The sequence below is a fragment of the Sphaerisporangium corydalis genome, from assembly GCF_025506355.1.
Lineage (GTDB): Bacteria > Actinomycetota > Actinomycetes > Streptosporangiales > Streptosporangiaceae > Sphaerisporangium > Sphaerisporangium corydalis.
This window is the reverse complement of record NZ_JANZYP010000045.1, coordinates 1-20,195: the sequence shown is the minus strand read 5'-3', so window position 1 is coordinate 20,195 and position 20,195 is coordinate 1. Positions and strand designations below refer to the sequence as shown.

Genomic DNA, 20,195 nt, shown 5'->3' with positions numbered 1-20,195 from the left:
AGAGACGGGCACCCGAGAAGATCGTCTACTTGACCGAGCCCGCGAGCAGGCCCTGGACGAAGTAGCGCTGGAAGGAGAAGAACAGGACCAGCGGGATGATGAGCGACAGGAAGGCACCGGGGGCAAGAATGTCCACGTTGGTCCCGAACTGCCGCATCTGGGACTGGAGTGCCTTGGTCATCGGCTGGGAGCCGGTGTCGGCGAAGACCAGCGCGACCAGCAGGTCGTTCCACACCCACAGGAACTGGAAGATGCCGAGCGAGGCGACCGCGGGCTTGGCCAGCGGGAACACCACCGTCGCGAAGATCTTCCACTCCGCCGCGCCGTCCATGCGCGCCGCTTCCAGCAGCTCCTTGGGGATGCCGGCGAAGAAGTTGCGCAGCAGGAAGATGGCGAAGGGGAGCCCGAAGGCCACGTGGAACAGCACCACACCCGGGATCGACCCGAAGATCCCGAGGGCGCCGTACATCTTGGCGATCGGGATCAGGGCGATCTGGATCGGCACCACCAGCAGGGCGATGACGACCAGGAACAGGCCGTCCCTGCCGGGGAACTCCATCCAGGCGAAGGCGTAGCCCGCCATGGCCGCGATGCCGATGACCAGGATGGTCGCGGGCACCGTGATGGCCACGGTGTTCCAGAACGACGAGGTGAACCCGCTCGCCAGCAGGTTGCTGTAGTTCTCGAACGTGATCTGCGCCGGCTTGGTGAAGAACGTCCACCAGCCGCTGGAGTTGTTGTCGGTGTCGCCGCGCAGCGACACCACCAGCAGGCCGAGCGTGGGCATCAGCCAGAACAGGGCGAGCACGATCAGCACGATCTGGACCAGCCCGCCGCCGAGCTTGTCCACGACCCGCGAGATGACCCCGCGTCGCGGTGCGCCCGCGCCGGTCGCCGTGCCCGGCTGGGACGCGGTGAGAGTCGTCATGCCTGATCCCTCCGGAACCGCCGGATGTTGATGATCATGAAGGGCAGCACCAGGATGAGCAGGAAGATCGCCAGTGCGCTGCCCAGCCCCTGGTTGCCGCCGCCGCCGAACGACACGCGCCACATCTCCAGCGCGATCACGTTGGCGTTCGGCTGCACCGATCCCGGTGCGATGACGAAGACCAGGTCGAAGACCTTCAACGTATTGATGATCATCGTGACCAGGACGACGAGCAGCACCGGGGACAGCAGCGGGATGGTGATGCGGCGGAACACCTGCCACTCCGTCGCGCCGTCGATGCGGGCCGCCTCGAGCGCGTCACGCGGGATGGCCGACAGGCCGGCCGCGATCAGCACCATGGCGAACCCGGCCCACACCCAGATGAACGCGCCGATGATGGCCGGGGTGATGAGCGCGGGGCCGAGCCAGGTGACCCCGCCGAACTGCTGGGTGAAGTTCGACTGCGGCAGCCGCACCTGGTACTGGCCGGCGGCCAGCCCGGGGAAGCTGAAGGTCCCGTCGGCCGCGGTCGTGGTGGTCGCCTTGACCTCCGTGCCCGCCACCGCCTCGACGGTGACGTCGGGCAGGCCCTTCTCGGTCCCGTCGATCTGGTTGGGCGTGCCGCCGCCCGGGGCGAAGTCCAGCCACACCGTGCCGGACAGCCCGCCCGACGCGGGCGGCGCCTGCTTGGCGGCGACGGCGCCGTCGGGAAGCGCGTCCGGCCTCATGCCGACCAGCGGCAGGAGCACCTGCTGCCCCACCTGCACGGCTTGGCGGGTGACGACCGCGCCCTTGTCGACCAGGTCGGGCGCGGCGTCGTTCTCACGGGGCCGCGCGTTCGGGTAACTGCTGCTGGAGGCGAACAGGTCGTGCACCGAGGTGATGACGGCGTTCGCCACGCCCTTGTCGGGGTCCTGCTCGTAGACCAGCCGGAAGATGACGCCCGAGGCCAGCAGCGACACCGCCATGGGCATGAACACGATCAGCTTGAAGGCGGTGGCCCAGCGGATCCGCTCGGTCAGCACCGCGAAGATGAGACCGAGGACGGTCACCAGGCTCGGGGCCACCACGACCCAGATCAGGTTGTTCCTGATCGTGGTCAGGGTGCCGGAGTCGCTGAAGATCGCCGTGTAGTTGGAGATGCCGACGAAGGTGTCGCCACCGCCGTCGTACAGGCTGCGGATGAGCGAGTAGACGATCGGGTAGATCACCCAGGCGCCGAGGAGGACGGCGGCCGGGAGCAGGAAGTACAGGGCGACCTTGGGCGAGGGTCCGAGGTTGCCGGAACCGCCGTAGCTGACCTTGGCGGCGGCGGGCCCGCCGGTGGCCAGCGCAGGGGGCGCGCTGCTCGTCGTGCCGTCCTCGCCGGAGGCGACGTCTTCGAGAGCCGGGTGGGTGGCGACGGGTGAGGTTTCACCCGTCTTCTCTGAGGTCTCGTCTGGTCCGGGGGAGGCCCCGCGGGCGGCGTCGCCGCCGCCGCGCGGGGTCTGCGGGCCGTCCAACCGTTCGGTCACGGCCTTGGCCCCTACTTCTTCCAGGCCTTGGCGGCGGCGGCCTCAAGCGTGTCCTGCGTGCCCTTGACGTCCTTGGGGTTGCGCAGGAAGTCCTGCAGGGCCTTCCACTCGCCCTTGCCGTCGGTGCCACCGAAGGCGCTCGGCGCGAGGTCGGACATGTCATAGCGGACCGACTCGCCGGCGGAGATGATCGTCTGCGCGAGCTGCTTGGTCAGGTCGTCCGGGTAGTTGTCGGGGGAGACGTTGCGGTTCGGCGAGAGGTAGCCGGGCTGCTTGGCCCACACCGAGCCGCCTTCCGCGGAGGCCAGGTACTCCAGCAGCGCCATCGCGCCCTTGGAGTCCTTCAGCGCCACCGCGATGTCGCCGCCGAGCACGACGGGGGCGGTGTCACCGGCCTTCGGGAACGGCATGATCTTGGCGTCCTCGCCGACCTTGGCGCCGGACTGGACGGCCGAGGAGGCGACGAAGTCGGCCTCGATGACCATCGCGGCCTTCTTCTGGCCGTACACCTGGGTGGAGCACGTCGGGAAGTCGGTCTGCAGGGCGCCGGAGGAGCCGCCGAGCATGAACTCCTTCTTGCCGAAGATCTGGCCGATCTTCTCCAGCGCCGTGGTGACGGAGGGGTCGGTCCACGGGATCTCGTGCTTGGCGAGCTTGTCGTAGTTCTCCGGGCCCGCCGAGGACAGGTACACGTTCTCGAACAGGTCGGTGAGCGTCCAGCCCGAGGCGCCGCACAGGGCGAATGGCGCGGTGCCGGAGTCGGCCAGGGTCTGCGCGGTCTTGGTGATCAGCTCGTCCCACGTGGTGGCGGGCTGGGCGCCGGCGTCCTCGAACGCGGGGGCGCGGTACCAGATCAGGGACTTGTGCGCGGCCTTGACCAGCACGCCGTACACCTGGCCGCCGGCCGAGCCGAGGCTCTTCCAGTACGGGGTGTAGTTCTGGTCGATCTGGGTCTGCACCTCGGTCGACAGCGGCTTGAGCGCCTTCTGGTCGGCGTACTGCTGCACCAGGCCGGGCTGCGGCAGGACCGCGACGTCCGGCGGGCTGCCGCCCTGGATGCGCGGGCCGAGGTAGGCGCCGGTGTCCTCACCGGTCGAGGCGTAGGTGACCTTGGCGCCGGTCTTCTCCTCGAAGGCCGTCAGGACCGTCTGGAAGGCCTTCTGCTCGTCGCCGGTCCACTTGGCCGCGATCTCGATGGTCGTCCCCGCCAGGGCCTTGGCGGCCGGGGCGCTGCTGCTGCCGGCGCTCGCCGCGGGCTCGCTGCTGGTGGACGTTCCGCCGCCGCACGCGGTGGCCGCGAGCATGAGCCCGGCCACCACCGCAGTCGTCTTGACACGCATGGTGCTACCTCCTGGTGAAAAAACCCCGAATGAAAAAATGAGTTCTATGGGATGAGGTGAAGCGGTTAAGCGGTGAAGCGGTGGGATGAGGGTGGTGCGTTTCGGCGGGGGGATCGCCCTCGCCTATGGGGTGCGGATGATCTCGCTGAGTTCCTGCTTCAGGGCGGCGACCGTCTCGTCGCTCGGTTTCCTGAGGTTGAGCGCGTCGGAGACGGCACTCGATATCACCAGGCTGACCTGGTCGTATTTGGAGCTGACCGGCCGGGGCCGGGCAGACATGATGCTCTGTTTGAGCACCGGGAGATAGGGATAACGCTTGATGAGGGCGGGGTCGTCGTAGAGCTCGGACCACACCGGCGGGAAGGACCCGTCGGTGAGCACGCGTCGCTCGTTCTCCAGCCCGGTGAAGTAGCGGATGAACTCCAGAGCCGACTTCTGGTGCTTGGAGTACGCGCTGATGGCCAGATTGAGGCCGCCCAGCGTGCTCGACCCCGGCCCGTTGAGGCCGGGCAGCCGCGTCACCGCGAACTTGCCCGCGATGGCCGACCGGGTGGCCGGGCCGTACGCGTGGGGCCAGTTGCGGGCGAACAGCAGCTTGCCCTGCTGGAACGCCAGCCGCGACTCCTCCTCCTTGTAGGAGAGCGCGTCCTGCGGGATCCAGCCCTGGCGCAGCCCGTTGACCAGGAAGTCCAGGCCGGTGGCGGCGCTGCCGAGGTCCAGGGTGACCTTGGTGCCGTCCGGGCTCAGGATCTGGCCGCCGGCGGACTGCACCGCTTCGGCGAAGTTGACGGTCAGCCCCTCGTAAGGAAGGAACTGGCCGGCGTACCCGTCCAGCTTGTACTTCCTGCCGAGGCGGGTGGCCTGGTCGCGCAACTCGGCCCAGGTCTTGGGCGGCTTGAGGTGCTCGGCGTCCAGGATGTCCTTGCGATAGTAGAGCAGACCGGCGTTGCTGGTGTACGGCACCGCGTAGAGCTTGCCCGCGTACAGCGCCGTGTCGACGACCGGCTGCAGCAGCCGGTCCAGCGGGAACATGCTCCGGTCGAGGGGCACGATCCAGCCGGCGTCGGCGAACTCCGCCGTCCAGACCACGTCGAGGCCGAGGACGTCGTACCGCTCGCTTCTGGCCTGAAGATTGGCGACCATCTGCGCGCGCTGCTCGTCCGCCGCCTCAGGGAGCTCCAGGAGGGTGACCGGTTCCTTGGGATGGGACCGGTTCCACCTGTCGATCAGAGGTTGGATGTAGCCCGTCGTGTCGCGGCCGGTGGCGAAGGTCATCGGACCCGTGCCGTCGGTGCCGCCACCCTGGATTTCAGCGCGCGCGCCGAGCCCCGCACAACCGCTCAGCAGCATGACTGCCAGCAGGAGAGGGGCGAGAGGCCGCAACGTGTCCTCCGGGTTTTGATTGGGTTACATGCGTGTTATGTAGATGCATGCATGTTATGCATAGCGGTAATGTGGTCGTCAACGGATCAGGCTGTAACACTCAGGTAACGTGAGGCCCGAGGGAGGTGGGGCGTGCGGCTCCATTTGCTGGCGCTCCTGGCGAAGGAACCTGCCCACGGGTACGAGCTGAAACAGGCGCTCGAGCAGATCTTCGGCAACGCCTACCCGTCCCCGAACATCGGGCAGATCTACGTCACGCTGGGCAGGCTTGAGAAGGACGGCCTGATCCGCAGCGTCGACGTCGAGCAGTCCAACCGGCCGAACAAGAAGGTCTACTACTGCACGGCCGAGGGCCGCGAGGCGCTCGACGAGTGGGCCGACTCGCCCACCGAAGGGCCGAGAGTGCGCGACGAGTTCTTCATGAAACTCGTGCTCGCCCCCCTCACGGGCATCGCCGACCGGACGGTGCTGATCAACCGGCAACGCCGTCATTACCTCGCGATCATGCGCGATCTGGTAGAACTCGCCCAGCAGACAGATCAGGACAACCGCCCGGCCCAGTTGCTCATCGAGGGCGCCATGCTCCACCTCCAGGCCGACCTGGACTGGCTGGAGCGGTGCCAGGAGGACCTGGCCTGACGCGGCAGATGTGAACGAGAAGTGGTGAGCGACCGAGTGACCACCGCGACCGGACCGAGTGCCCTGCACACGGTCAACCTGGTGAAGATCTACCAGACCGGCGGCCTCCCCGTGCACGCGGTGCGCGGCATCGACCTGCTGGTGGAACCGGGCGAGTTCGTCGCCATCATGGGCCCCTCCGGCTCGGGAAAGTCGACGCTCGTCCACATGCTCGGTGGCCTGGACACCCGCACCAGCGGCGAGATCTGGGTCGACGGCAAGCGCGCCGACACCCTCAACGAGAGCGCGTGGGCCATCCTGCGCCGTCAGAAGATCGGCTTCGTCTTCCAGTTCTTCAACCTGGTCGACAACATGACAGTAGCCGACAATGTGGAACTTCCCGCCCTGCTCGGCGGCGCCCCGGCCAAGCACGCGCGCGAGCGCAGGCAGTACCTTCTCGGCGAGCTGGGGCTCACCGACAAGGCCGACGCCGCCCCCGCCCAGCTCTCCGGCGGCGAGCAGCAGCGGGTCGCGCTGGCCCGGGCGCTCGCCAACCAGCCCCAGGTGCTGCTCGCCGACGAGCCCACCGGCAACCTCGACAGCCGCAACACCCGCGACGTGCTCCGCCTCATCGGCGAGGTGCACCGCCAGGGCCAGACCATCGTCATGGTCACCCACGACGCCCGCGTGGCCGGCCTCGCCGACCGGGTGGTCACCCTGCTGGACGGCCAGATCGTCGACGACGGGCTGATGGCCCCCGTGCGCCGCCGTCCCAAGAGCGGCGCGGGCGATGTGGTCGAGCTGCACGGCTAGGATCCGATGACCTCCAGCGGACAGGAACCGATGACCCCCGGCGGCACCCACGCGGAGATCCGATGAGCCACAGCACCACCGTCGCCGAGATCCGGTGGGTCCGCGCCGACCTGCGTGCCAGGCGCGCCCAGGGGCTGCTCACGGTCCTCGCCGTGGCCGGCATCGTCACCGCCCTCATCACCGCCGCAACCCTCCTTGAGGACGGCACCAACCCCTGGCGCGGCCTGTTCGTCCGGGGGAACGGCGCCCACGTCTGGATCCACACCAAGGACGCCCCCGACCCCGCGGCCCTGCGGTCCCTCGACGGCGTCACCGACGTCGCCGGGCCGTACCGCAGCGCCCCCGCCACGCTCGCCCAGGGCGGCAAGAAGACCCCGGTCGCCCTCCAGGAGATGGCCGCCGTGCTCCCCGCCGTGGGCCGCCCCCTGGTCCGCGAGGGGCGCTGGCTCGACCCCGGCTCCCCGGACGGCGTCGTGGTGGAACGGTCGTTCGCCCGCGCGACCGGGTTGCGCCCGGGAGGCGCCTTCACGGTCATCGGCCTCAACGGCGCCACCCACTCCCTGAACGTCGTCGGCCTCGCCGAGAGCGGCGACCAGGGCTTCTACCCTGAATGGGCCCCCGGCCTCGCCTGGACCCTCGAAGGCACCCTGGACCAGGTCGAACCCGCGCTCGGCCGCAGCGAGTCGGTCACCGGCCTGCGGCTGGCCGACCCCGACGACACCTCCCTGATCGTCCAGCGGACGATCACCAAGCTCGCCGGCCAGGTGCAGCGGGTGTCCACCTGGCGCGAGGTGCAGGCCTCCATGGAGCTCGACAACCGGCTGCTCGGGGTGCTGCTCGGCCTCTTCGGCGTCGCCGGGCTGGTGGCCGCGGCGCTGGCCATCGCCAACGCCACCGGCGGCCGGGTGCTGTCCCAGCAGCGCGACATCGCCACACTGAAGTCGCTGGGCTTCACCCGGCGGCAGGTCGTCCGCATGCTGCTCGCCGAGCACGGCACCCTCGGGCTGGCCGGCATCGCCCTCGGCGTGCTCTGCGGCCGGCTGATCACCGTCTACGCGCTGGCGGAGACCGTCGTGGTGCCGCTGTCCTCGGCCCCGCTGCTGGCCATCGCCTTCGGGACCGTGCTGGTGGTCCTGGTCGCCATCTGGCTGCCCGCGTGGCGCGGAGGCCGCACGCCGCCGATCCCCGCCGCCCCGGTCGCGCCGCCGCGCGGCCACCTCTCCCGCATGGCGCGGCTGGCCCTGCTGGTACGGCTGCCGCCCGCGCTCGTCCTCGGCGCCAGGGACGCCTTCACGCGGCGGCTGCCCGCGCTGCTGACCACGTTCGGGCTCGCCATCCCCATGATGATGATCACCATCGGGCTGGGCTGCTGGGCCACACTGGACGACTTCGAACGCCATCCCGAGCAGGTCGGCCAGGCCGCCGCGCTCACCGTCCGGCCGGGAAGCCTCACCTCAGGGGTGGCCAACACCGCACTCGCCGACCCCGACGTGGTCGCCGCCTACCCCGGCACCGAGGCGGACGCGCTGGTGCCCGGCCAGACCAGGACCGTGCGCACCCGGGCGATCGGCACCATCACCGACCCCTACCCCTTCACGGTCGTCGAAGGGCGCTCCTACCACGAGCGGGGCGAGGCGGTCGCCGGGCAGGGGCTGCTCGACCTGCTGAACGTGCGCATCGGCGACCGCACCCGGCTCACCATCGGCGGCACACCGCTGATCGTGCGCATCGTCGGGCGCGTCCTGGAACCCGAGCAGGACGGCGAGGTGCTCTCGGTCCCCCTGGACAACCTCGCCCCCAAGGACGCCCTCCCGCCGAGGTTCTACGGCCTGGTGCTCCGGCAGGGCGCCGACCCCGCGGCGGTACGGGCCAGGCTCCAGGCGCAGTCGCTGGAGGTGTCCCAGGTGGTGAACCCGGCCGACCGGCTGTCGGTCATCCGGGTCATCATTATCGCGCTGGTGGGCGTGCTGGCCCTGCTCGGCCTCGGCAACCTGCTGACCGCGAGCGCGCTCGGGCTGCGGGACCACGCGCTCGACCTCGCCGTGCTCAAGGCCATGGGCCTCACCCCGCGCCAGGTCATGGCGACCCTGGTCACCGGCACGGGGCTCCTCGCGGTGATCGGCGTCGGCGCGGGCGCGGTCGCCGGGGCCCTGGTGTCGTCCGGGCTGATCGACCTCCAGGGCGCGGCGAGCGGCATCGGCGCGGGCATCGGCCGCTCGCCCGCGCCCGCGACCCTGCTGCTGGCGGTGCTGACCGTCGTCGGCGCGGCCCTGCTGGTCGCGCTCATCCCCGCCCGCCGGGCCGCACGCGCCCGGATCCCGGTCACCCCCCGCTAGTACGTTCCGCCGGTTTCTGGCGGTCGCGGGGGGTCGTGGGGTGTCTCACCGCCCTCGGCGGCCCGGTTCAGCGCTCCGTGAGGGAGAACCAGTAGAAGCCGTGACCCGGCAGGGTGAGCAGGTAGGGCAGCTCGCCGATGACCGGGAACGGCACGTCCCCTCGGCACTCCACCGGCGTCATGCCCGCGAACCGCCGCAGGTCGAGCTCGACCGGCTGGGGGTGCTTGGACAGGTTGTTGACGCACAGCATGCGGTCGTCGCCCTCCTCCCTGACGAACGCCAGCACGCTGTAGTTCGGCGACCACAGCTCGGTGTAGGCGCCGGTGCCGAACACCGGGTGCTGCCGCCGCACTGCGAGCATCTTCCTGGTGAGGTGCAGCAGCGACGAGCCGCTCTTCATCTGGGCCTCGACGTTCACGGCCTGGTAGCCGTAGATCGGGTCCATGATGGCCGGCAGGTAGAGGCGGCCGGGGTCGCCGCCCGAGAAGCCGGCGTTACGGTCCGGGCTCCACTGCATCGGCGTGCGGACCGAGTCGCGGTCCTCCAGCCAGATGTTGTCGCCCATGCCGATCTCGTCGCCGTAGTACATGATCGGTGAGCCCGGCATGGACAGCAGCAGCGCGGTGAACAGCTCGATCTGCCTGCGGTCGTTCTCCAGCAGCGGCGCCAGCCGGCGGCGGATGCCGAGGTAGGCCCGCATCCGCGGGTCCTTGGCGTACTCCGCGTGCATGTAGTCGCGCTCTTCCTCGGTGACCGTCTCCAGCGTGAGCTCGTCGTGGTTACGGAGGAAGATGCCCCACTGGGCGTTGTCGGGAAGCTTGGGGGTGCGGGACATGATCTCGGAGATCGGCTCGCGCGACTCCCGGCGCACCGCCATGAAGATGCGCGGCATGAGCGGGAAGTGGAACGCCATGTGGCACTCGTCGCCGCCCTTGGTCGGGTCGCCGAAGTACTCCACGACGTCCTCGGGCCAGCCGTTGGCCTCCGCCAGCAGCACCCGGTCGGGGTACAGCCGGTCCACCTCGGACCTGACGCGCTTGAGGTAGGCGTGCGTCTCCGGCAGGCCGGAGCAGGCCGTGCCCTCCCGCTCGAACAGGTAGGGCACGGCGTCCAGGCGGAAACCGTCGATGCCCAGGTCGAGCCAGAACCGCAGGACCTCCAGCATGGCGTCCTGGACGGCCGGGTTCTCGTAGTTCAGGTCGGGCTGGTGGTGGAAGAACCGGTGCCAGTAGTGCTGGCCGCGCACCGGGTCGTAGGTCCAGTTGGACTCCTCGGCGCCCACGAAGATGATCGGCGCGTCCGGGTAGCGGGTCGGGTCGTCCGACCACACGTAGAAGTCGCCGTAGGGGCCGGTGGGGTCGTGCCGGGACGCCTGGAACCAGGGGTGGCGGTCGCTGGTGTGGTTCATGACCAGGTCGGTGATGATCCGCAGGCCCCGCTTGTGCGCCTCCTCGATCAGCTCCACGAAGTCGCCGAGGTCGCCGAACTCCCGAAGGATCTTCATGTAGTCGGCGATGTCGTACCCGCCGTCGCGCAGCGGCGACTCGTACAACGGCAGCAGCCACAGGCAGTCGACGCCGAGCCACTGCAGATAGTCGAGCTTCTCGATCAGTCCGCGCAGGTCGCCCGTGCCGTCACCGTTGGAGTCGCGGAAGCCGCGCACCAGCACTTCGTAGAAGACGGCCCTCTTGTACCACTGGGGGTCGGAGGAGATGAAGGACTCGGAAACGGATTCCGGGCATGGTGAAGCGCTCATAGGTATCGCTCGCATGGAGAAGTAGGGCGGTACATCACGGGGGCTCGCGCCGTCGGAGCCGTCATCCCTGCGGCTCCCGCCCGACGCCGGCACCGAAGGGGTGGCTCGGTGCGCAGCGTGTTTCGGCGCTGTTTCGCGGAAGACTAGCAGGCCATTAGGGGCACCCGGAGAGGATCGGTCAGGGTCACCCAGCGTGCCGAACGCGTAATCGGTCGCCGCCCATGGACAGGCCACGTAATGCCCCGCACACCCTCCGTGTCACCGCAGGCCAGAAGCCATATGGGATAGGGGTTCTCACGCGTTCGCCCACGGCGGAGTCAGGTCGCCGAGCACCTCTTCGTAGTCCGTCAGCCACGAACCGAAAAGGACCAGTCCCCTGAGCCAAAAACGGGAGTTCCACGAACCGAACTCCGTCAGGGCGTCCGGCCCCCGGGCGATCACCCCGAGCATGGGCTCCGACACCAGGCCCTGGACCGTCGCGGCCTTCAGCAGCATGCGGTGGTTCCACTCGCGGGCGGCCGGGCCGCCGGAACGCAACGGCACCCGGCGGTGCGGCAGCGCGCCGTTGGTGGACGGCAGGGCCGCCACGCGCGGGTTCGCGGCCCGCAGGATCTCCCGGTAGAACCGGCCGCCCTCCTTGCGGTCCACCGGCACCGACAGCGCGGCGTCGAAGAACTCCGGGTGCAGGAACGGGAAGACCGGCGTGGCCTCGGGTCCGACCAGGTTCACCGGGGAGCGGGCGATGCCCCGGGCCGTGCGGGTGTGCAGCACGCTCAGCGGCAGCTCCGCCCGGTGGCCGCGCAGCATCGACGTCGCCTGGGCGAACGCCGCGCCGACCCGGTCGTCCATGAACGCCAGCGCCTGGTCCGACAGCACCGGCAGGTGCGGCTCGCCGGTCGCGAGGGCGGCGAGCAGGGCCGCCTGCCGGCCCGTGGAGGACCTGGCCTCCACGGCGTCCGCGGTGATCAGGAAGTTCTTCATCAGCGGCCCGCCGGCGAGCCCGTCCACCACCGCGCGGCCCGCCTTGTGCACCTCGCGGGCGAAGGGGGAGTACCAGGCGTGGTGGCTGGTCAGGTACTCCAGCCTGCGTGCCGCCCACCGCGCCTCGTCGGGGTAGGCGGCCGGGTCCTGCGGGACGATCCGGTGGTCGATGCCGAGCTCGCGGGTCACGTAGCGGGCGAAGACGAGATCGTTGTCCAGGCCGTCGTCCGGGCTGGTCGTCCACGACTCGACGTCCATGCGGCGGGCCATCGCCACCGACGCCAGCAACCGCGAGTCGTACCCGCCGCTGACCGGCACCAGCAGCGGGCGGTCGTCGAACGGCTTGAGCGCCTCGTGCAGCAGCGCCACCATGTCGCCCGCGGTGACACCCCGGTCGAACGGCTCGTCGCGCACCCACCTCGGGGTCCGCTTCCGCACCGTGATCCGGCGCGCCGACCGCGACCACACCAGCGCGGCCGACCCGGGCAGCCGCTTGACCTCGCGGTACGGGGTGTCCTCCAGCAGGGGGTAGGTCAGCTTGAGAATGGCCGCCCAGGCGTCCCAGTTGACCTCGTACGGGCGGCGCGCCAGGGCCAGGAGCGGCTCGATGGCCCCCGCGAAGTAGACGGCGTCCCCGTCGGCCAGGTAGTAGACGTCGATCAGGCCGAAGGCCCCGGTGTGCAGGATGACCGCACCGGGCTCGTCGACCAGCCCCGGCGCCTCCCCCACCTCAGCCGCCACCTCCCAAGAAACCCCCTCCTCCGGCCTCCTCTCCGCCCAGGCGAAACTGACCCGCCCGCTCCCACCACCGGAAAAGTCGGCACTTGACGGACCCGCCAGGCCCGGTCCGCTGCCTGAATGGGGCCCTGGCGAACCCGGCAGGTCCGGTCCGGCGGCGGAGGAGTAGGGGACAAGAGGAGACGAACTCAGCAGGGCGGCATCAGGAGCGCGATGCGCCTCCCGCACCGGAGGCCCGGCCTTCGCCAGCAGATCCAGCCTGACCGGGTCATAGGCCCCGATGGCGCCGCAAACGTACGGCCGCACCGCGTACTCCGGCCACTTCCCCTTACGCACGGGACCTCTCCCCTCAGCGAGTCCCTGCAGAGTGTACGGACTCCCACACCTTCACCCCAGAAAACCCCCCATCGCCCCAGCCCCACCGCACCCCTGAAAAGGTCCTCGCCTCCGGCTCGGGCAGTTTCCCAAGGCCTCCCGGCCCTTCCGCCCGCGCCGCCATCGCCCGCCACCCCCGACTCCGCTCGCCTCGGGGTCGCCCTCCTGCCTTGCCACCCCTCCGGGATTGCCCTCCGGGCTTGCCATCGAGGTCTTTTACCCGGCGCCGACACGGTGGGCGGTGGTACGGCGAATCCGGCGCCGACGTGCGGCGGCGAACCGGTCAAAGGTCCTCGCCTTCGGCTCGGGCAGTTTTCCAAGGACCTACCGGCCGGGCTGGCCCCCCTGATCCCGTTCGCCTCCGGGGTTGCCCCTTCTGCCTCGCCATCAGGGGTCTTGTGCCCGGCGCCGAGTCAGCGGGACGGAGTACGGCGAATTCGGCGCCCTTCGCGGTGGCGGACCGGCGGCCGATCGCCGGGCTTACCGGTCGGCTGATCGCTTGGCCCAACGGTCGGCCAATCGCCTGGCCTACCGGTCGGCCGATCGTCTCGCCTACCCGTTGGCCGATCGCTAGGTCTACGGGTCGGTCGGGGTGGGACCTTGGAAGATGGGTGGGACTTGTGAGGGTTCGGGGTGGTGGGTTGGGATCTGCGATTATTCTGGCTGGACGTCTGGGGACACGGTGATGGCATGAGTGATGAGTTGGAGCGAACCCGGTCGGCCCTCGAAGCGGCCGTCGCGGCGGCCTCGGGTGCCGCCGAGCTCACCCGGCTGCTGGCCGGCTACCAGGAACGGCTGGCGAAAGCGGCCGAATCGGAGGCCGAGGCCCTCACGCGCGCTCGCGAGGCCGAGGCGCGGCTGAAGGCCATCGAGAGGCAGGCGGCCCAGCTGGCGAAGAACCTCGCCGAGCAGCGCTACCAGACCGAGGTCGCCCAATGGCGCCTTGAGTCGGTGCAGGCCAGCCGGTGGTCCAAGCTCGGGGACGCCATCCACACCAAGAATCCGGGCGAGGTCGCCCGCACCCTCCGTACCCCCATCGGCAAGCCCTCCGCGCCGAAGCGGTCCGACTTCTCCCCGGCCCCGCCGGCCGTCGAGGTCCCCCCTGTGGCGCCCGTCGTCCCCGACACCGCCGGCCCGGCCGTCTCCGCCGCCATGGCCGAGGGATTCGTGGTGCCCAAGGGCCCGCTGGCCCGGCCGTACCTGACCGTGGCGGCCATCGTGGACCGGCAGTCCGAGGCCCTGTTCCGCTACGAGTGGCGCCAGGTCACCAACTTCGGCCCCGACAACTGGCAGGCGATGCTGGACGAGCACCGCCCCCACCTGCTCTTCGTCGAATCCGTACGCCCTGGGCCGCGCCAGGGCAACGGCGGGCGCTGGCTGGAGGAACTCGCCGGTCGTACCCGTGGCCTGCGCGACCTCGTGGAGGAGTGCAGCCGCCGGGGCATCCGCACGATGTTCTGGCACTCTGGCGGGCCGATCTCCACCAGCGTGCCCATGGCCTCGCTGTTCGACCACGTGCTGGCGACCTCGGAGGCGCGGGCGCGCGAGTGGCGGGCCGCGCTTCGCCACGACCGCATCGGGATCCTGCCGCACGCCGTCCAGCCCCGCGTCCACAACCTGATCCCCGCCGCCACCCCCCGCTCCGGCACGGCCCTCCTCGGCACCACCTTCCTGGGCGCCCTCCCCCCGGCGGCGGCCGTCCATAGCGATCCTTCGGCGGCTGAAACCTCCGGAGCGGGTCGCCACGCGAACGGTCGGCCCGATGGCGGCTGGCGGCCGCTGATCACCGACAAGGCCACCTACGACGACCTGCTGACCGCCTACCGCTCGGCCTCCGTGGTGCTCGCCGGGCCGGACGCCGACGCGCGTACCGTGGCCGAGGTGATCGCCTGCGGCACTCCCGTCATGCGGCTCGCCGCCCCCATCCCCGCCGACGAGGCCTCCACGAGGCATGCCGCCGACTCGATCGGCGAGTACCTCGCGGCCGTCCCCGAACGTGACGCCGAGACCTACCGCGCCTGGCGGGCCGCCGTCCCGGTCACCCCCCTGCTCGACCCGCTCCTCGACACCGCCGGCCTGCCCTCCGTACGGAACGCGGCCACGATCACGGCCATCGCGGCCGTCACCGGTGCGGCGGAACTGGACCACCTGCTCACCCAGCTACGGCGCCAGACCCACGCCCCGGCCCAGCTCGTGATCGTCGCGGACGGCCTGGACGCCACCCTCGTGGAAAAGGCCATCCGCACCACACAACAGGAGTCCGCCACCCCGCACAGCGTGATGCCCACAGACGATGGGGCGGCCCGTCAGGCCGCCACCCAGCACGGCCCGGACAGCGTGATGCCCGCAGGTGATGTGGCGGCTCGTCAGGCCGCCGCCCCGCACGTCCCGGAGAGCGTCAAGCCCTCGGGCGATGTGGTGGTCCGGCAGGCCACCAGTCCCCTGACCAGGGGGGCGGCGCTCGACCGGGCGCTCCGCCTGGCCGATGGCGACCTGGTCGCGATCCTGGACCCCCGTGACCTGTACGGGGAGCACTACCTGGCCGACCTGGCACGGTACTTCTCCGCCGTGGACGCCGACATCGTCGGCAAGGCCTCCTACTACGCGCACATCACGGAGACCGGCGCGACACTGCTCCGCCAGCCCGGCGCCGAGCACCGCTTCCTCCCCGAACTCGCGGGCGGCGCGCTCCTGGGCCGCCGCCAGACCCTCCTCGCCCTGGGCATCGCGGACCTGTCAGAGGACTGGGACGAAGTCCTGATGCGCCAGTGCCGCACCGACGGCGTCCGCGTCTACTCCGCCGACCGCTTCTCCTACGTCCGCGTCCGCCCCACCCCCGACCCCCGCCTCCTCACCTCCGCCCACCTCCAACCCCCCACCCCACCCGAACCCCTCGCGATGATCCTTTAGAACCTCTGGCCAGCACACTCCCAGGAGTTGCTCTGGCACTCGCTTCCACGATTTGGCGCCGCTGGTTTCAGTGGGCACCTGCGAGCTCTCCATCGATTGAGTTCTACTTGCGTCATGAGCGCGAGTGGGGGCGCAGATGACTGGTTATGTGCGGTGGCGAGACATCCGGGCTGAGCACATCGAGCGTGCTGGCGGTGAGCCCGCTGTTGAAATCGGCAAGCAGGAGCGACTCGCCGAGGTTCGCGAATTTGGCTTTCAGGAGCAATGCCGCAACATGGGTTCGATTCAGAGTGCCGGTCAAAGATCGAGGATAGGCGGCGGCATGACGGTCGTGGAGGCCGAGGTCATTTCTACCGAGCGGCTTGAGTTGCTGCCGCTTGTTGTCGGGCATGCCGAGGAGATGTGCGAGGTGCTGGGGGACCCGGCCTTGCACGCGTTCATCGGTGGTGCGCCGGACGGTCTCGAAGCGCTGCGCCGCCGTTACCAGAGCATGCTCGCGGGCTCGCCCGACCCGGCCGTGTCCTGGTGCAACTGGGTGATCCGGCTCCGGGACGAGGGCTGTCTGACGGGCACCGTCCAGGCGACGATCGGCCCGTCCGGCGAAGGAACGGTCGCGGAGATCGCCTGGGTGGTGGGCACCCCGTGGCAGCGGCGCGGCATCGGCGGCGAAGCGGCCAGGGGACTCGTCGCCTGGCTCGGACGGCAGCCGGTACAGGCGGTCATCGCCCACATCCACCCCGCCCACACGGCCTCCGCCGCCGTCGCCACCACCGCCGGCCTCACCCCGACCGACCAATCCCACGACGGGGAGACCCTCTGGCACCTGAGTCTTCCCATGACGAAATGACCCTCCACGGGGTCAGAACATCAGCTCGGTCCAGTCGATCACGATGGGGATGGGGTTGCTGACCTTGGGTGTCTCACTACGTTCGTCCTTCATGAACGTGCCCACGTGCTTGTAGAGGGTCGTCGCCCGATCCAGCCGGTAGCGCTCGATGATCGAGACACCGGTGAGGTCCAGCCGGACGATCCAGTAGTGCGGGATACCGGCTTTGGCGTATTCACCGAGCTTGTCAGTCGTGTCCTGGGTTTCGGATCCTGGCGACACGATCTCGATGACCAGAAGAGCGTGCTCAGCGCGGAGTCGTTCCCCCCGCTCGCGATCCAGACACCGATAGAGCGCGATGTCGGGCCTCCGGTTGAGGAGCGGAAGGTCTCGAAGGCGTAGATCCACGTCGGTGTTCACCGTGACACACTCGTGGCCCTTGCTCATCGCCGCACGAGCATGCCGCTCCAACACATTCGCCAGCCGCCTGCTCGCAGTCTGATGATCCGGCGTCGGCGCGGCGCGGTATGCCGCGTATCCATCAACGATCTCGATAGCCATGGAGATCGCTTCGGGCAGCGCCTCATAATCCTCCTGAGTGATCGGCGCGAACTGGGGACGAAGACCGCGAAGCCAACTGTCGGCTGGTGAGGTGGTAGCCAAAGCGGGCCTTCCTTCCGTACCTATATGGCTGAGCGGCTCACAGGCATGGTCCTCGCCTGCGCGCGCTGGCGCGCACTCCGGCTCGGGCTGTTCTTCCTGGAGGCTTCGCCTCCTTTGAGGCCCGGACGGTGCTTGGGATTTCGGTTCAGGGACGTGCTCGCTGGTCGAGCGCGGCCTCTTCGCGGGGCGTATTCGCGAGGGTCCACCGGGCCCACACGGTCTTTCCCGGCCCATCCGCCACCGGAATCACGCCGACGTCATCGGCGAGCGCCAGCACGATCGGAAGTCCTCGGCCTGAGATGGCTTCCAGCCCCAGGTCGAGCCGGCAGGGCCGCCCCGGACCGTGGTCGGTGACCCGCACGCAGAGATCATCGGCCGCCGCCCACAGGGAGAGCCGGATGGGCGGCGCGCCGTACGAGATCGCGTTGCCGAGAAGCTCGCCGATCACCAGCACCACATCGTCGACCAGGTGATCCAGGCTCCAGGCCGTGAGGATCTCCTTCGCCAGGTTCCTGGCCCTGCCCACCATCGCCAGGTCGTGGGGGAGGTCCCAGCTGACGCTGCGAAGCCCATCCGATGTTTCGGTCATTGAGGTTCCTTGGGGAGTCGGTGAAGTACGTACCAATCCAGAATCTTGAACTGAGTGTGGTGATTCGAACACGGAGAGTGCCGTTGGCTGGCACGATGGCAGCATCGCTTGCGCAGGATTACTTGACAAGCGAATCCAGGCAGCTTGCCAAAAGAAGTTGGTCGCTAACCCCTGTGGGTGGCGGCGAACTGTTCTCCCGTCGGAAGGAAAGAGGTGACATGGTGCGTAATGTCAGCCCACTCGCGCAGCGTCGGAGACTCGCTCAGGAATTGCGCAAGCTGAGAGGGCGGCGCGGTATCAGCCTGGAGGACGTCGCGCGCGAGTTGGAGTGTGATTCGTCCTGGTTGAGCCGGGTCGAGCGGGCGGAGCGGGGGATCCGGCCGAAGGATGTCAAGAGCCTTCTCGATCTGTACAAGGTCGTTGACGAAGCGCGGCGGGAAGAACTTCTGGAGCTGTCGCGGCGGGCCGGAACCCGGGATTGGTGGCACCGATTCCGCAAGGGCCTGAAGCCGAAGTTCGAGGTCTATCTCGGACTGGAGGCCGACGCCTCCACGATCCGGAGCTATCAGACCCAGGTGGTGCCCGGCATTCTGCAGACGTCTCAGTATGCCTGGGCGGTAATCGAGGCCACTGACGTCGAAGGCGTGGTCGATGCCGATGAGATGATCAAGGTGAAGATGGCACGTCAGGAAATGTTGACTCGCGATCAGCACCCAGTACAGCTCTTCGTCGTACTGGATGAGGCGGTGCTCCATCGCCGGGTGGGGAGCGCGGACACTATGAAGGGGCAGATCGAGCACCTGCTGGAGATGGGTCGGCTGCCGAATGTAGTGATTCAGGTGCTTCCGTTTACTACTGGGGCGCATGCGGCAATGGCTGGAGCCTTCAACGTTCTGGAGTTTCCGGAGTCCGCTGACCTGGGGGTTGTGTACCTAGAGCAAGCGACAAGCGGTCTCGTCCTCCAATCGGAGCGAGAAATTAGGCGATACGCCCTTATGTGGGGGAACATAGCTGGAAAAGCGCTCAGCCCTCAGGAGTCGGCCGCTTTGATCACCGCTAGGTCTCATGGAGCTTCTTGATGGATGCTACGGAGAGGAGGGGTGGGATGCCTTCGCCGGAATCCACCTCCCGCGCCGGGAAGAAGTCGACCTTCAGTACCGAGAATGGCGACTGCGTTGTAGTGGACATTCAGGACGATCAGGTGCTGATGTGGGACTCGAAGGATCCTGACGGTCCGGCGCTGCGGTTCACTCCTGAGGAGTATGTGGCGTTCTGGAAGGGCGTCATGAACCGGGAGTTCGACCCGCCGCCTGCGTGGCTCGGCCGCTCCGCGTCCACGCGCGCCGTGTAGTGCACGTGGTGGCTTGACGGTCCTTCATGCTCTGTGCGCGACCCCCGCCACCACCGCTCCGTGCTCACCCCCGCTTTCACCGCTCTGGGATGTCGCCTGGACTCATCGCAGCTCAGGAGGCGGTCCGAACAGGGCCAGGTCGGTGGTGATGTGGCCAGCGGGGTGTGTGAGGGTATGGGGATGAATGAAGAGGATTGGGAGCGCCGGGTCGCGGAGGCCTGGGCCTCCATCGACGAGCGGGGCGAGGAAGAGTTCCGGGCGCTGATCGACGGGCTCGCCGCCGAACTGCCGGAGGGTAGCGGGATCGCCGCGTTCGAGCGGGCGTGCTCGTTCGACTCCACGGGGCACTCGGATCGCGCCGCGCCGCTGTACCGGGAGGCGTTGCAGGCCGGGTTGACCGGTGAGCGCCGGCGGCGTGCGGTGATCCAACTGTCCAGCTCGCTGCGGAACGTCGGCCTGCCTCAGGAGAGCATCGCGTTGCTCACGGCCGAGATGGAGCAGGGCTCCGACCATTTGGACGACGCGCTACGGGTCGTACTGGCCCTGGCCCTCACCGACGTCGGGCGGGAGCGAGAGGCCGTCTCGATCGTGATCACGGCGCTGGCACCGCATCTGCCGAGGTACCAGCGCTCGATGGCCAACTACGCCCGCCTCCTTGTAGAGAAGTGACGAAGTCCGGGCGGGGAACTTTCACCTCCCGGCCCGGACGTGGTCCTCGCCTTCGGCTCGGGCGTTTCTTGGGCCTGGTGGCCTGCCTGGGCCTCTGGGCCTGCGTTTATCGGTTGATCACCGCACGGGGCGCCGCTTCGCCGTATCGCTCCCCACGGCGTCGGCGCCCAATACATGCCCGTGTGCGAGGAGATCGAGGAGATGATCGCGGGACCGGGGGTGCGGGGGGCGGCAGGGCCGCTAGGCCTGAAAATACGCCCGAGCCGGAGGCGAGGACCTTTCGGCTCGGCGCCGTACAGGGCGCCGAATTCGCCGTACCCCGTCCCGCCGTGTCGGCGCCTGTTTTGGGTGCGTCGTATCGGCGGGAGGGGGGGTGGGTGGCCGGGGGTGGGGCGGGGACACATT

16 protein-coding genes are annotated in these 20,195 nt (G+C 69.3%); 8 read left to right on the top strand and 8 right to left on the bottom strand.

Annotated features, from left to right (window positions below; translation table 11 throughout):
* Positions 1-25: 25 nt before the first annotated feature.
* The 4 genes from NYZ98_RS26940 to NYZ98_RS26925 form a co-directional block, all read right to left on the bottom strand.
* On the bottom strand, positions 26-928 hold the full coding sequence (locus tag NYZ98_RS26940) for a carbohydrate ABC transporter permease (protein ID WP_262846276.1): 903 nt from the start codon (positions 926-928) through the stop codon (positions 26-28).
* Positions 925-2,442, bottom strand: a complete 1,518-nt coding sequence (locus tag NYZ98_RS26935; RefSeq protein ID WP_262846274.1) for a carbohydrate ABC transporter permease — start codon at positions 2,440-2,442, stop codon at positions 925-927. Before NYZ98_RS26935 ends, NYZ98_RS26940 begins: the two co-directional genes overlap by 4 nt.
* Positions 2,443-2,453: 11 nt before the next feature.
* The gene (locus NYZ98_RS26930; protein WP_262846272.1) at positions 2,454-3,782 is read right to left on the bottom strand and encodes an ABC transporter substrate-binding protein; all 1,329 of its coding nucleotides are present in this window, start codon (positions 3,780-3,782) and stop codon (positions 2,454-2,456) included.
* Between the two features lie 123 nt (positions 3,783-3,905).
* Positions 3,906-5,132: an ABC transporter substrate-binding protein gene (locus NYZ98_RS26925; protein ID WP_262846270.1), complete on the bottom strand. Its 1,227-nt coding sequence runs from the start codon at positions 5,130-5,132 to the stop codon at positions 3,906-3,908.
* 165 nt (positions 5,133-5,297) lie between these two features.
* Here NYZ98_RS26925 and NYZ98_RS26920 point away from each other — a divergent pair, with 165 nt between their 5' ends.
* From NYZ98_RS26920 to NYZ98_RS26910, 3 genes are all read left to right on the top strand, one after another.
* On the top strand, positions 5,298-5,804 hold the full coding sequence (locus NYZ98_RS26920; protein ID WP_262846268.1) for a PadR family transcriptional regulator: 507 nt from the start codon (positions 5,298-5,300) through the stop codon (positions 5,802-5,804).
* A gap of 24 nt (positions 5,805-5,828) precedes the next feature.
* Positions 5,829-6,596 (top strand): ABC transporter ATP-binding protein, encoded by a 768-nt coding sequence (locus NYZ98_RS26915; RefSeq protein ID WP_262846267.1) that lies wholly within the window; start codon positions 5,829-5,831, stop codon positions 6,594-6,596.
* 62 nt (positions 6,597-6,658) lie between these two features.
* Entirely contained in the window at positions 6,659-8,932 is a 2,274-nt protein-coding gene (locus tag NYZ98_RS26910; protein ID WP_262846265.1) for an FtsX-like permease family protein, read from the top strand.
* Between the two features lie 67 nt (positions 8,933-8,999).
* On the opposite strand, the gene treS is transcribed toward NYZ98_RS26910, so the two are convergent.
* Positions 9,000-10,688, bottom strand: a complete 1,689-nt coding sequence (gene treS / locus NYZ98_RS26905) for a maltose alpha-D-glucosyltransferase (RefSeq protein WP_262846263.1) — start codon at positions 10,686-10,688, stop codon at positions 9,000-9,002.
* 294 nt (positions 10,689-10,982) lie between these two features.
* Positions 10,983-12,410 carry an asparagine synthetase B family protein gene (locus NYZ98_RS26900; protein ID WP_262846261.1) on the bottom strand — a complete coding sequence of 476 codons (1,428 nt, stop codon included), beginning with the start codon at positions 12,408-12,410 and terminating at the stop codon, positions 10,983-10,985.
* 1,062 nt (positions 12,411-13,472) lie between these two features.
* Between NYZ98_RS26900 and NYZ98_RS26895 the strand changes: the two genes are divergently transcribed.
* Entirely contained in the window at positions 13,473-15,692 is a 2,220-nt protein-coding gene (locus NYZ98_RS26895) for a hypothetical protein (protein WP_262846259.1), read from the top strand.
* A gap of 136 nt (positions 15,693-15,828) precedes the next feature.
* Entirely contained in the window at positions 15,829-16,539 is a 711-nt protein-coding gene (locus tag NYZ98_RS26890; protein WP_262846257.1) for a GNAT family N-acetyltransferase, read from the top strand.
* Between the two features lie 12 nt (positions 16,540-16,551).
* Here the strand turns inward: NYZ98_RS26890 and NYZ98_RS26885 are convergent, their stop codons facing one another.
* Both NYZ98_RS26885 and NYZ98_RS26880 read right to left on the bottom strand, forming a co-directional pair.
* Entirely contained in the window at positions 16,552-17,181 is a 630-nt protein-coding gene (locus tag NYZ98_RS26885) for a Uma2 family endonuclease (protein WP_262846255.1), read from the bottom strand.
* A gap of 145 nt (positions 17,182-17,326) precedes the next feature.
* Positions 17,327-17,770 (bottom strand): ATP-binding protein, encoded by a 444-nt coding sequence (locus NYZ98_RS26880; RefSeq protein ID WP_262846253.1) that lies wholly within the window; start codon positions 17,768-17,770, stop codon positions 17,327-17,329.
* 95 nt (positions 17,771-17,865) lie between these two features.
* Here NYZ98_RS26880 and NYZ98_RS26875 point away from each other — a divergent pair, with 95 nt between their 5' ends.
* The 3 genes from NYZ98_RS26875 (at position 17,866) to NYZ98_RS26865 (ending at position 19,790) form a co-directional block, all read left to right on the top strand.
* Complete coding sequence (locus NYZ98_RS26875; RefSeq protein WP_262846251.1) at positions 17,866-18,849, top strand: helix-turn-helix domain-containing protein; 984 nt, start codon at positions 17,866-17,868, stop codon at positions 18,847-18,849.
* 26 nt (positions 18,850-18,875) lie between these two features.
* Positions 18,876-19,121 (top strand): DUF397 domain-containing protein, encoded by a 246-nt coding sequence (locus tag NYZ98_RS26870; protein WP_262846249.1) that lies wholly within the window; start codon positions 18,876-18,878, stop codon positions 19,119-19,121.
* A 180-nt stretch (positions 19,122-19,301) separates the two neighbouring features.
* Positions 19,302-19,790: a tetratricopeptide repeat protein gene (locus tag NYZ98_RS26865; RefSeq protein WP_262846247.1), complete on the top strand. Its 489-nt coding sequence runs from the start codon at positions 19,302-19,304 to the stop codon at positions 19,788-19,790.
* The last annotated feature ends 405 nt before the right edge of the window (positions 19,791-20,195 follow it).